Source organism: Streptomyces sp. NPDC087901 (assembly GCF_044742205.1).
GTDB lineage: Bacteria > Actinomycetota > Actinomycetes > Streptomycetales > Streptomycetaceae > Streptomyces.
In genome coordinates this window covers 21,123-33,696 of record NZ_JBIUUC010000003.1, presented here as the reverse complement: position 1 = coordinate 33,696, position 12,574 = coordinate 21,123, and the positions used below count along the sequence as shown (strand labels likewise).

The window sequence follows — 12,574 nt, the reverse complement described above, 5'->3', positions numbered from 1 at the left end:
ATTCTGGAGATTCTTGCGTGATCTCTTGACGTGTCCACCGCCCTGACGGCAGGCTCCGAACTCCCCCACGGTGGCCAGGCGCGTGGCCACCCACGCCGGGTACGGACCCCATATCCGTACCCGCGAACGAAGGAGCCGCAATTGAGTTCCCGCGCCGCTCGCGCGACACTGGCCGGCCTGCTCGCAGCCGCCGGGGTCACCGCCTTCGCCCCCTGGACCTCCCAGGCGACCCCGCCGGGCGACAAGACCGTCACCGCAACCCTGTTCGAGTGGAAGTACGACGCGGTGGCCCAGGCCTGTACGGACTCGCTGGGTCCGGCCGGCTACGGCTACGTCGAGGTCTCGCCCGCCTCCGAGCACATCCAGGGCGACCAGTGGTGGACCTCGTACCAGCCGGTCAGCTACAAGATCGCCGGACGCCTCGGTGACCGCGATGCGTTCACGTCCATGGTGGAGAGCTGCCATGCGGCCGGGGTGAAGGTCGTCGCCGACGCCGTCATCAACCACATGTCGTCCGGCTCCGGCACGGGTACCGGCGGCACGGGGTACACGAAGTACGACTACCCCGGGTACTTCCAGGACCAGGACTTCCACTCCTGCCGCAAGGACATCAGCAACTACGGTGACCGCAACGACGTCCAGAGCTGTGAACTGGTAGGTCTGGCCGACCTCGACACCGGCAGCGAGGCCGTCCGTACGACGATCGCCGCGTACCTCTCCGACCTGCGCGGTCTGGGCGTCGACGGCTTCCGTATCGATGCCGCCAAGCACATGGCAGCCGATGACATCGCCGCGATCAAGGGCAAGATGTCCGACCCGGGTTTCTGGGTCACCGAGGTCATCTACGGCGGTGGCGAGGCCGTCCAGCCCGACGAGTACACCGGCGTGGGCGACGTCGACGAGTTCCGTTACGGAGGGCACCTCAAGAGCGCCTTCCAGAGCGGCGGCATCACCGGCCTGAAGAACATCGCCGACGGCAAGATGGCGAGCGCGAGCGCCCGTACGTTCGTCGACAACTGGGACACCGAGCGCAACGGCTCGACGCTGACGTACAAGGACGGCGCGGCCTACACCCTGGCCAACGTCTTCATGCTCGCCTCGCCCTACGGCTCCCCGAACGTCTACTCCGGCTACGAGTGGTCGGACAAGGACGCCGGTCCGCCGAACGGTGGCGCGGCCGCGTGCGGCGGCGCCGGCTGGACCTGCACACACACGCAGACGGCGATCACCGGCATGGTCGGCTTCCACAACGCCACGGCGGGCGCGGAGTTGACCGACTGGTGGGACAACGGATCGTCGGCGATCGCCTTCGGCCGCGGGGACAAGGGCTTCGTGGCCATCAACAACGGTGACGGCGAGCTCCAGCAGACGTTCGCCACGTCGCTTCCGGCCGGCACGTACTGCAACGTGGCGCAGGCATCCCCGGACGCCTGCGACGGCAACACGGTGCAGGTCGGCGACGACGGCACGGTGACGGCGACCGTACCGGCGAAGGGTGCGCTGGCGCTGCACGGCTGATCACCACGCCCGGCGCACCACCGGCCGTAAGCGCCTCCGTCGGAGCGGAGGGGCTTACGGCAGGTGGTGCGCTGTCACGCGGTGGGGGTGTCGAAGTAGTGCCCCTTGTCGAGGTCTTCGATCAGTCCCGGATTGGTCGGCTGCCACCCGTACGACTCGCGGGTCAGGGCGCTGGAGGACGGCCCGTCCACGCCCACGAGGCCGCCCAGCCAGCCGAAGTGCGCGTCCGCGTCCTTCGGGGAGACCGAGGCGACGGGAAGGCCGAGCCGGCGTCCGATGGCGTCGGCGACATCGCGGATCGGGACGCCCTCCTCGCCGACCGCGTGCAGCGTCGATCCCGCGGGTGCGGCCTCCAGCGCCAGACGGACGAGGTGGGCCGCGTCGGCGCGGTGCACGGCCGGCCAGCGGTTGGCGCCGTCGCCGATGTAGCCGGAGACGCCCTTGGCGCGGGCGATGGAGACCAGGGCTGCCATGAAGCCGTGGTCGCCTTCGCCGTGCACCGTCGGCGGGAAGCGCACGACGGACGAGCGGACGTTGCGCGAGGCGAGGGAGACGGTCAGCAGGGCGGTGGCCAGCCGGGCCCGCGCAGCCTCGAACGGCACCGGCCAGTCGGGACTCTGCCCGTCCCGCTCGGTGACGACCCGCCCCGGTGCGAGCCCGAGCGTCCCGGAGGCGATGACGAACGGCTTCCCGGATCCCGCGAGCGCCTCCCCGAAGGCCTCGACGGCGCGACGGTCCGCGCCGGCGGCGCCCTGGAAGTCCCCCGAGAAGGCGATGTCGTGCTTGAACGCGAGGTGGATCACGCCGTCCGCGGCGGCCGCGGCGTCGCGCAGGGCGCCGAGGTCGTCCAGGTCCCCGTGCAGCACCTCGGCCCCTGCGGCGGTGAGCGCCTCGGCCGAGCCGTCCGAGCGGGCGAGCCCGACGACCTGGTGGCCCGCGTCGATGAGCTCGGGAACGACGGCGGAGCCGATCCAGCCGGACGCGCCGGTCATGAATACACGCATGGGAATCCTCCTGGGTGGGCCGACCGTCCTGGCGGCGGCCCTCGCGGGGGCACACCAGGAGCGGATCGATGTCAGCGACTGTCATCACCCTATCTCCGATGTCAGTGACTGTCATCCCATAGAATCGGCGGCATGAGTCGATGGGAGCCGAACGCGCGCGGCCGGCTGGAGCAGGCTGCAATGGAGCTCTACGGCGAGCGCGGCTACGAGAAGACGACCGTGACCGAGATCGCCGGACGGGCGGGGCTCACGGAGCGCACGTTCTTCCGGCACTACGCGGACAAGCGCGAGGTCCTGTTCGGTGGCTCCGTCCTGCTCCAGGGTCTCCTTGTGGACACCCTCGCCGAGGCACCCGAGTCCGCGTCGCCGATCGACGCGGTGGCCGGGGCGCTCCAGGCGGCCGCGGCCGTGTTCGACGAGCGGCGCGAGCAGTCCCGGCGGCGCCAGGAGATCATTTCGGCCAACGTGGAGCTTCAGGAGCGGGAGCTGGTCAAGCTCGACTCGCTCGCCGCGGCCCTTGGCGGGGCGCTGCGGGAGCGCGGCGTCCCGGAACCCGCCGCGAGCCTGGCGGGCGAGGCGGGAGTGGCCGTCTTCAAGGTCGCCTTCGGGCGCTGGATCGGCGGCAGTGGTGAGCTGGGCATGGGGGAGTTCATCCAGGAGGCGCTCGACGAGCTCAAGGCCGTGACGGCCGGCGGCCGTTCCTGACGGCAGTGCGCCCCGCCATGACCACGATGCTGTTGGTTAATTCGGCGCCCGCGTGACGTCGGTCTCCAAAACTCGGTTGTGGTCTTGGAGACCGACGTTGCTGCAGGGGGAGGATGTCCATGTCGATGCGGTCGGTGGTACCGGGGATGTCCCAGAAGAGACCGCACGGGTGGCGAAGGCTGCCTTTCCCAAGGGCAGCCTGGCGATCCGGGTCCGGGACGAGTTGGGCACGCTGTTCACCGACGAGCAGTTCTCCGGCCTGTTTCCGTCACGGGGCAAGCCCGCGTGGTCGCCGGGACGGCTGGCTCTCGTGCTGGTGCTGCAGTTCGTGGAGGGCTGACCGACCGGCAGGCCGCTGAGGCTGTGCGGGCCCGGATCGACTTCAAGTACGCGCTCGGGCTCGAGCTGACGGATCCTGGCTTCGACTTCTCGGTGCTATCGGAATTTCGGGACCGCTCATCGAGGCAGACGCCGGGCGGCGGGTGCTGGACGGCATCCTTGCTGCGGCCCGGGACAAGGCCTGCTGGCCAGCGGCGGCAAAGCACGGACGGACTCAACCCATGTGCTGTCGGCGGCGCGGGAGCTGCGCTGGCTGGAGATGGTGGCCGAGGCGTTACGTGCGGCGTTGAACGCACTGGCCCAGGCCTCTCCTGAGTGGCTGAACCGGATCGCCGAGCCGGACTGGTTCCGGCACTATGCCACCCGGGTCGAAGACTCGCGCTTGCCCAAGGCCCGCTCCAAGCGGGAGGAGGTTGGCCGGCGGATCGGCACCGACGGCATGCGGCTGCTCCAGGCCGTGACCTCGCCAGACGCGCCGTGTCATCTGCGCGCTCTGCCCCAGGTGGAGGTCCTGCGGCCGATCTGGGTCCAGCACTTCCACCGTGTCGAAGGCGAGGCGGAGCGCCGGGCCCCAAAAGACCGCCCACCAGGCACACAACGCCTGGTCACCCCCTATGACACCGAGACCCGCACCGGCTCCAAGCGCGACCTGGACTGGGACGGCTACATGGTCCACCTCAGCGAGACGTGCGGCCCCGATATCCCGCACCTGATCACGAACGTGGTGACCACCGCCGCCGCGGTCAATGACGACCGCATGGCTGCTGAGGTCCACGCCGGGCTCGCCCGGCGGGAGCTGTTGCCCGGGGAACATTGGGTTGACACCGGCTACGCCAACAGCCCAGCCATGGTCGCAGCCCGTCGCGACCACGGCGTCCAACTGCACGGCCCGCTTCAGGCAGTCAACACTGTCCCGTCCGCACGTGATGACGGCGCCTGGGGCCAGGACGCCTTCACCATCGACTGGGACAACCAGCGCGTCACCTGCCCGAACGGCCGGACCAGCAAGGCCTGGGCCGTGCACACCTCACAGCGGCGCATGCCCGTCATCCGGGTCGCGTTCTCAGTGCTGGACTGCCGTCCCTGTCCACGCCGGGGTGACTGCCTCAGCGCACCAACGACTCAGCGCCGACAGCTCACCCTGCGGCCACGCGAAGAGTACGACACCCTCCAGCAGGCTCGCGCCCTCCAGCAAACCGACGAGTGGAAAGAGCGCTACAAGATCCGAGCCGGCGTCGAGGGCACCATCGCCCAAGGCGTCCAACGCTGCGGCCTGCGCAGATCCCGCTACTGCGGCCTGGCCAAGGCGAGCCTCCAACACCAGCTCACAGGCGCCGCGATCAACCTCGTCCGCGTCGACGCCCACCTCACCCAAACACCCCGAGCCCGCACCCGCGTCTCACACTTCGCGGCGCTTCTGCCGATCGAGCAGTGAGGCAGGCTTATCCGACCTGATGGGCCGGCGGCCCAACAGGTCGGCCGATATCGGATGGCCAACTGGGCCTGACACGCGCCGCGAAGTCCGCGAAGTCCGCCCGCAGATATTGCGGATCGGACGGTTTCAGCCGGACCTGCTGACGGCTGTCCGCCCACCAGACCTCGAAATCAGCGACCGTGCCTTCGACGGGCCAGCGTTCTTCCTGCTCCGGCAACAGCAGGACGTCAACGAAGCCGCCGACGTCCAGTCCGATGTCCACGAAGAACCCAATTGCCCCAGGTCTGGGCACCTTCACGACAGTGCCCCGGAAGACCTGCCCAAAGCGCAGATTCCCCCGGATCGTCTCCCACTCCGCAACCGTAACCACGAAGCACATCTTCGCAGCACCGCCCACGGGTGAAGCAGCCCGATCTCGGAGTGAGCGAGGGCTCACCCCAAGATCGGGCTCAATTCGCCAACAGCATCATGACCATGGCGGGGCGCACCTGGCTGCCGGGCCGGATCCGGGCCGCCCTGCGGCAACCCCGACCCGGCACCTCTCTCACATCCCTACGGGAACGACACCACCTGAGACGGCACGGTGGTTGTACCGGACGTGGGCGAACCCGTGTCGTTGATGACGTGTTCGTACTGGCCCTGGCCGCCGAGGGAGACGACGAGCAGGTCGTGGAACTTCACGCCGGGCTTCACCGGTGCTTCGAAGCCGTGGTCCTGACGGATGGTCGGGTCGACGTTGAAGTAGCAGTAGCTGCCCAGTCCCCAGCCTTCGTGGGTGGTGACGGAGTCGTCGACCTTGTAGGCGGCGAACCCCTTGGTGTCACCGTTCTGGACGGCGGCCTGGTTGGGGGCGTCGTACGCCTTCTCGTTCTGGAAGAAGATCGTCTTGCCGTTCTCGCCGGACCAGCGCACGTCGTACTTGTTGAAGTGCTCGACGAACAGGCCGGTCGCCAGGACGTTGTCGCCGTTGACCTGGAGGCCGTAGTCGGCCCGGTTGGTCTCCCAGCCGACGCCCTCGCCGTGGTCGGCGCGCCACAGCCAGGTGTGGTCGACGATCGTGTCGTTGCTGTTGATGACCATGCCGGTGGTGGCCTTGCCGGCGCCCGCGCCGCCGACCCGCACGAACACGTCCTGCAGCGACGTCGGGTTGTCCGCGTGGCTCGCGGACGCGCCCTCCGGGCCGACCTCGATGAGCGTGTCGGAGTTGGTGGTGCCGGCGTCGACGAGCAGTCCGGCGAGCTTCACGCCGTCCACGTCACCGACCTTGATGGCCGTGACCCCGTTGTCCGGGATGATCGTGGCAAGGCCCAGGCCGAGCGCCACGGTGTCGGCACGGTCGATTTCGATCGTCCGGTCGACGTGGTAGACGCCGGGCGTGAAGAGCAGGTGCAGGCCCTGCTGGACCGCCGCGTTGATCGTCTCGGCGGTCGCTCCGGGCTTGACCACGTAGAACTGGTCAAGGGGGATCGACTCGCCCTGCGGGGTGCCGTTTCCCCATGAAGTGCCGCGCGCGTTGGTGCGCTTGGCGGGGACGAACACCTTGTAGTCGGCGCCGTCCAGGTAGAGGAAGGGCTTCTCGCGGGAGACCGGTGTGTTGTCGAGGGTGGTGTACGGCGGCTCGGGGAAGCTCTGGGCGGGTGCGCCCTCGACACCGGAGAACGTCATGTTCCAGACGCCGTTGCCCCAGCTGCCGACCGAGCTGTCCCGGGTGTACCACTGCTGCTGCGAGTACGGCCCGACCTGCCCGTCGATCTTGCTGTCGGCGATGTACCCGCCGCTCGCCCAGCCGTAGCCGTCGGGCGCGAGGTTGAGCCCGCCCTTGACGTGCATCCGACGGAAGGGGGCGGCCTGCGACACCGCCCAACGGTCCGTTCCGTTCACCGGGTTGAGCGCGAGGTTCTCCGCCGAACGCCAGAAGTTCTGCGTGGCGTTGCCGTTGAACCACCCGGCGTCGACGGTCACATCACCGTTGAACGTGGTGTCGTCCGGGTTCAGTCCAAGCCCGGCGATCGAGGTGTAGAACCCTATCTGCGCGTTGAGATTGTTGTACGTGCCCGGCTTGAACATCAGCGCGTAGCGGCCGGTGCCGAACTGCGCCGACTCCTGCTTCTTGAAGACCTCGTCGACCTTGGCCTGGATGTCGGGCATCGACGGATCGAACACCATGACGTTGGGTCCGAGGTCGCCGCCGCCCTCGATGGCCTGCGCGTCCTCGCCGAAGGCGGTCTGCGCCGTGGGGACGGCCATGAGCAGGGAAACGGCGAACGCGGCGATCCCGAACGAGCGGGTCCGGCGCCTGCGCCGGGATGCGGTGGGGGTTCCCGTGGGGGGAGTTGTGGGGGATTCCGTGGGGGGAACATGCATGGGCGTACGTCTCCTGAGTCGTGGTACGGGTGACACGACGAGCTCTTCGGAGAGCGCTCTGAGAGCGCTCTCCGACGGGTGTTGATGGTTCCGCTGTCACCCGGGAAACGTCAAGAGGTGTGCAACAGGAGCCTCACTCGATCCATCTGAGCGCAACAATTAACGCCAGCAGAAAGGCAATTGACCCGATTCGCGCTCAGTTCGGGGTGCGGTTGAGTTCAGGAGATGATGTTGCCCTTGCGGTGCTGCTCGGCCATCCACGCGGCCACCGGGAGCCCGCCGGAGGCGGGAACGGCGGGCCGCGGCGGTCCGCAGCCGTCAGTGCTCCCCGCGTGTCTTCCGCCAGATCCTGATCTCGGTCGCCGGCAGCCGTTCCGCGAAGCGGAGGCCGGGCGAGGCTTCGCGCAGCACGCCGCGTACCTCCTGTTCGAAGTCCGCCAGCTCCCCGCCGAACAGGTGAGGGGCCGAGTCGGAGCGGGAGAACACCCACGCCACGAGGTCGTCGGCGCCACGCAGGACGATGTCCCCGGCGGGCACGACATGCCGTTCGCAGCTCCCGAACCCGGCCTGCTCCAGCACCTGTTCCTCCCCGTTCGGGGTCCCGTGGACCAGGGTCCCTCTCCCCGCCCGGCGGACCGGACCCAGGCGCCGGCGCACCACGTCCCCGATGCGCGCGTACGGCGGAGGGGGCAGGGGGAGAGGCCCCGGATCGGGCGGCGGATCCTTGAGCTCGTTGAGGTGGACGAACGCGCCGCCCGGCTCCAGCATCTCGCGCACGGTGGCCGCGACCCGCTCCCGGTCAGTCCAGTGGAACGACTGGGCGAAGACCGCGACGTGGAAGGTGCCGAGGCCCGCCGGCAGGTCCTCGGCCCGGGCATGGACCCAGCGCACGTGGCGCACCTCGCGCAACCTGGCCCGCCGGTCCGCCTCGGCCAGCATGTCCTCGTCCGGGTCGAGGCCCACCGCCTCGGTGACGTACGGCGCCATGTCCAGTGTCACGGTGCCCGGCCCGCAGCCGACGTCGAGGAGCCGGCCGCTTCCGGTCAGGCCGAGCGCGCCGGCGAGCACGTCCGCACAGCCGGGTGCGTACGGAAGTCGTCCGCGTGCGTAGTGGGCCGCACTGCCCCGGAACAGAGTGCTGTCCCACTGCCAGTCCTCAGCCATTCCCGCTCCGTTCGGTCCGCCGGGTGAGCCGGCGAACCACAGGGGTGACCTGGCCGGCACCTTGGTCAGGTGGGGTGCCGGCCAGGAGTCTTGGGGGCGTGCGTCAGGAAAGCACACCGTGAGCCCGCGTGATGCGGGCGATCGCCTCGACGGTCAGGGCCCGGTCGTGGGGCTCGGTCTCCAGGGCGCGATGGATGGACAGACCCTCGATCAGCGCGTCGAGCTGACGGGCCGTCGCCGGGTCGAAGTGCCACTCCAGGGCGACGCGGCTGCGGCGCATCCACTCCCGGGTCAGCTCACGGTAGGCGGGCTTGCGGGCGGCGAGGGTGTACAGCTCGTGGGTGAGGACGAGCTCGCGCTGGTTGCCGCCGGACAGGTGGTGGACCAGGTCGGCGACCGCCTCCCGGGCTTCGTCGGGAGTGGAGGCGGCGCCGAGACGCTCCTCGAAGACGGCGACGATGCTGCTGGAGAAGCGTATGAACGCCTCTCGCAGCAACTCGTCCATGCCGCCGAAGTGGTACGTCATCGAGCCGAGCGGCACACCGGCGCGGGCGGCGACCTTGCGGTGCGAGGTCCCGGCGACCCCTTCCTCCGCGATCAGGTCGAGCGCGGCGGTGATGATGCGCTCCCGCCGTTCGGGGTCGTTCTGTCCGGTCGCCACGGCGTTTCCCTTGTCTAGATCGAGCGGATCACCCGGGCCGGGTTGCCGACCGCGACCACGTTGGCGGGGACGTCCTTGGTCACGACGGCTCCCGCGCCGATGACGCTGTTGTCCCCGATGGTCACCCCGGCCAGCACGATCGCGCCGCCGCCCAGCCAGACATTGTCGCCGATCGTGATCGGCCTCGCCGCCTCCAGCTTGTCCCGGCGCGGCTCCGGCTCCACCGGATGGGTGGGGGTGAGCAGCTGGACGTTCGGCCCGATCTGGCAGTCGCGGCCGATCGTGATCGGGGCCACGTCCAGTGCGGTGAGGTTGTAGTTGATGAACGTGTCCTCGCCGACCGTGATGTACGAGCCGTAGTCCACGTACAGCGGCGGCCGGATGTGCGCACCGGCGCCGAGACCGCCGAGGAGTTCGGCGACGACGGGCTGCGCGGCGTCCGGGTCCTCGGTGTAGGCCGCCAGATACCGGGCGGCCAGCCGCACCGCCCGCCGCTGGGCCTCCACGATGGCGGGGTCGTCGGCGATGTAGAGGTCCCCGGCGAGCATCCGTTCATGGTTCGTACGCGGGTCTCCCGCGAAGTGGTCCGTCATGGGTACGATCGTACACTCCAAGGGCGTACGATCGTACGCTCCTGCTGGATTCCCCTTCTGAACTGCCGAGGCCCGCTGTCATGGATGCCGCAACACGCCGCCGGCGTGCCGCCTTGTTCCTCTTCATGCTTGCGGCCGGAACAGGCATGGCCTCTTGGGTGGCGCGCACTCCGGCCGTCAGGGACGGACTCGACGTGTCCACCGGCGCGATGGGGCTGGTGCTCTTCGGCCTGTCCACCGGTTCGATGGCAGGTGTGACCGCCTCCGGCCCGCTCGTACGCCGTTACGGGGGCCGGGCCGCCATCACCGTCGGCGCGGCACTGATCGTCGCCGGGCTGCTGGTCGTCGCGGCCGGTACCGGTCTGGCGCTGGCGGGCGGGGTCTTCTGCGGACTGGCCCTGTTCGGCGGCGGGATGGGGCTGGCGGAGGTCGCGTTCAACATCGAGGGCGCGGACGTGGAGCGGGTCATCGGCCGGCCCGTGCTGCCGGTGCTGCACGGCTGCTTCAGCCTGGGCACCGTGGTCGGGGCGCTGCTGGGCATGGCGCTGACCGCCGTCGCGTTCCCCGTCGGATGGCATCTGACAGTCGTCTCGGTGCTCGTCGCCGCCGCCGCGGTCCTGGCCGTCCGCGCGCTCCCGCACGGCACGGGCAAGGAGGCGGCCGGCGCCGCCGGGCCGGGCGGGCGGCGGGGCCAGTTCGCGGTCTGGCGGGACCGGCGGCTCGTCCTCATCGGGGTGATCGTGCTGGCCATGGCCTTCGCGGAGGGGGCTGCCAACGACTGGCTGCCGTTGCTCATGGTGGACGGCTACGAGGTGAGCGCCACCGCCGGCTCGCTGACCTTCCTGGTCTTCGCCTCCTCGATGACGTTCGGCCGCTTCGCCGGCGGCCCCCTCCTGGAGCGCTTCGGCCCCGTCCGGGTCGTCCGGATCAGCGCGGTCATCGCCGCGCTGGGCCTGGCGGTGGTGATCGTTTCGCCGAGCCCGGTGATGGCGGGTGCCGCCACGGTGCTGTGGGGGCTAGGCGCCTCCCTCGGTTTCCCGGTCACCGTGTCCGCCGCGGGTGACCACCCGCACGACGCGGCGGCACGGGTCGGCGCGGTCTCCACCGCGGGTTATGTCGCCTTCCTCGTCGGCCCGCCCGCACTCGGCTTCCTCGCCGACCACATCGGGCTCCGGCTCACGATGACCGTCGTCCTCGCCCTGCTGATCGTCGCGTCCACGCTGGCCGGGGCGCTCGACACCGCCCGCCGCACCGATGCGGAGCCGGAGCCCGTAGCCAACTAGGGGCTCTCGTCCGGATCATGCCGGACCCCGCGAGCCCGGCACGATTCGGACGAGAGGCACCAAGGGCTGTCCCGCCGGGAATTGCGGGACAGCTTCAGCCCCAGAGATCAGTGCTGTGTGCAGCGACCAGGGCGCCGATCCGTGCCAGTGCCTCCGCGACCGGCAGCGGGTCGAGACGGCGCCCGTCGCGCAGTCGCAGCGCCACCCGGTCGTCAGCGGCTTCCGCCGACCCGATGACCGCCTGGTACGGCACCCTCCGGGCCTCCCGGATGCGGGCGCCCAGGCTGCCGCGCTCCCGGGCGGCGACCTCCGCGCGGAGCCCGAGCGCGAGGCAACGGCGGGCGAGGTCCTCGGCGTTCGGCAGTTCGGCGTCGGAGACGGGGAGGATCACGACCTGGGTGGGGGAGAGCCAGGCGGGGAACGCGCCGCCGTGCTGCTCGATGAGGTGGGCGACGGCCCGCTCCACGCTGCCGATGATGCTGCGGTGCACCATGACCGGCCGGTGCTTCGCCCCGTCCGCGCCGATGTAGTGCAGATCGAACTGCTCGGGCTGGTGGAAGTCGACCTGGACGGTCGACAGGGTCGACTCACGGCCCGCCGCGTCGGCGACCTGCACGTCGATCTTCGGCCCGTAGAACGCGGCCTCGCCCTCGACCGCCTCGTACGGCAGCCCGGACGCGTCGAGGACCTCGGTCAGCAGGGCGGTGGAGCGCTGCCACATCGCGGGCGCGGCGACGTACTTCCCGCCCGGCCCCGGCAGCGAGAGCCGGAAACGGGCCGGCCGGATGCCGAGTGCCTCGTACGCCCGGCGGATCATGTCCAGTGCGGCCCCCGCCTCCCCGGCGACCTGGTCCAGGGTGCAGAAGATGTGGGCGTCGTTCAGCTGGATGGCCCGTACCCGGGTCAGCCCGCCGAGCACCCCGGAGAGCTCGGAGCGGTACATGCCGCCCAGCTCGGCCATCCGCAGCGGCAGTTCGCGGTAACTGTGGGAGCGGGAGCGGTAGATGACCGCGTGGTGCGGGCACAGACTCGGCCGTAGTACGACCTGTTCGCCGCCCAGGTCCATCGGAGGGAACATGTCGTCGCTGTAGTGCGACCAGTGCCCCGAGATCTCGTACAGCTCCCGCTTGCCGAGCACCGGCGAGTACACGTGGCGGTAGCCCGCCAGCCGCTCGGCGGTGCGGATGTACTCCTCCAGGGTGTGCCGCAGCGCCGCCCCGTCCGGCAGCCAGTACGGAAGACCCGCGCCGATCAGCGGGTCGGTGTCGAACAGCTCCAGCTCACGGCCGAGTCTGCGGTGGTCGTGCATGGCGGTCTCCTCGCGTACGAAGGGCGAGTGACCGCAAGCAGAAGCCCCGGGGCACTCGCCCCGGGGCTTCGGACTGGTCAGCAGTCAGCGCGCCGGGACACTCTCCGGCGTCGTCGTCATGGCAGCGCGCTTCATACGGGGGACGCTAGCAGCGGCCGGCGGTCCGGTGCACGGGGATTTTCGCCGGGGGAGCACGGCG

General features: G+C 70.2%; 10 protein-coding genes and 1 pseudogene. 4 read left to right on the top strand and 7 right to left on the bottom strand.

Annotation, left to right across the window (positions count from 1 at the left end):
* The first annotated feature begins 141 nt into the window (after positions 1 to 141).
* Complete coding sequence (locus ACIOEW_RS09675; protein ID WP_401963022.1) at positions 142 to 1,518, top strand: alpha-amylase family protein; 1,377 nt, start codon at positions 142 to 144, stop codon at positions 1,516 to 1,518.
* Between the two features lie 74 nt (positions 1,519 to 1,592).
* On the opposite strand, the gene ACIOEW_RS09670 is transcribed toward ACIOEW_RS09675, so the two are convergent.
* Entirely contained in the window at positions 1,593 to 2,522 is a 930-nt protein-coding gene (locus ACIOEW_RS09670) for an SDR family oxidoreductase (protein ID WP_401963021.1), read from the bottom strand.
* 132 nt (positions 2,523 to 2,654) lie between these two features.
* On the opposite strand from ACIOEW_RS09670, the gene ACIOEW_RS09665 reads away from it, so the two are divergent.
* Both ACIOEW_RS09665 and ACIOEW_RS09660 read left to right on the top strand, forming a co-directional pair.
* On the top strand, positions 2,655 to 3,227 hold the full coding sequence (locus ACIOEW_RS09665) for a TetR/AcrR family transcriptional regulator (RefSeq protein ID WP_401963019.1): 573 nt from the start codon (positions 2,655 to 2,657) through the stop codon (positions 3,225 to 3,227).
* Between the two features lie 119 nt (positions 3,228 to 3,346).
* A pseudogene (locus tag ACIOEW_RS09660) lies at positions 3,347 to 5,001 on the top strand (IS1182 family transposase).
* A 7-nt stretch (positions 5,002 to 5,008) separates the two neighbouring features.
* Here the strand turns inward: ACIOEW_RS09660 and ACIOEW_RS09655 are convergent.
* From ACIOEW_RS09655 to ACIOEW_RS09635, 5 genes are all read right to left on the bottom strand, one after another.
* On the bottom strand, positions 5,009 to 5,263 hold the full coding sequence (locus tag ACIOEW_RS09655; protein ID WP_401963018.1) for a hypothetical protein: 255 nt from the start codon (positions 5,261 to 5,263) through the stop codon (positions 5,009 to 5,011).
* A 290-nt stretch (positions 5,264 to 5,553) separates the two neighbouring features.
* Positions 5,554 to 7,365, bottom strand: a complete 1,812-nt coding sequence (locus ACIOEW_RS09650; protein ID WP_401963016.1) for a coagulation factor 5/8 type domain-containing protein — start codon at positions 7,363 to 7,365, stop codon at positions 5,554 to 5,556.
* Positions 7,366 to 7,683: 318 nt separating this feature from the next.
* A complete protein-coding gene (locus tag ACIOEW_RS09645) occupies positions 7,684 to 8,529 on the bottom strand; it encodes a class I SAM-dependent methyltransferase (RefSeq protein WP_401963014.1) in 846 nt (281 codons plus the stop codon).
* 103 nt (positions 8,530 to 8,632) lie between these two features.
* Entirely contained in the window at positions 8,633 to 9,190 is a 558-nt protein-coding gene (locus tag ACIOEW_RS09640; RefSeq protein WP_362556316.1) for a TetR family transcriptional regulator, read from the bottom strand.
* 14 nt (positions 9,191 to 9,204) lie between these two features.
* The gene (locus ACIOEW_RS09635) at positions 9,205 to 9,783 is read right to left on the bottom strand and encodes a sugar O-acetyltransferase (RefSeq protein ID WP_351003105.1); all 579 of its coding nucleotides are present in this window, start codon (positions 9,781 to 9,783) and stop codon (positions 9,205 to 9,207) included.
* Positions 9,784 to 9,863: 80 nt separating this feature from the next.
* Between ACIOEW_RS09635 and ACIOEW_RS09630 the strand changes: the two genes are divergently transcribed.
* Positions 9,864 to 11,066: an MFS transporter gene (locus ACIOEW_RS09630; RefSeq protein WP_362556314.1), complete on the top strand. Its 1,203-nt coding sequence runs from the start codon at positions 9,864 to 9,866 to the stop codon at positions 11,064 to 11,066.
* Between the two features lie 94 nt (positions 11,067 to 11,160).
* Here ACIOEW_RS09630 and thrS read toward each other — a convergent pair whose 3' ends face one another.
* Positions 11,161 to 12,459, bottom strand: a complete 1,299-nt coding sequence (thrS, locus tag ACIOEW_RS09625) for a threonine--tRNA ligase (RefSeq protein WP_401963819.1) — start codon at positions 12,457 to 12,459, stop codon at positions 11,161 to 11,163.
* Positions 12,460 to 12,574 lie beyond the last annotated feature (115 nt).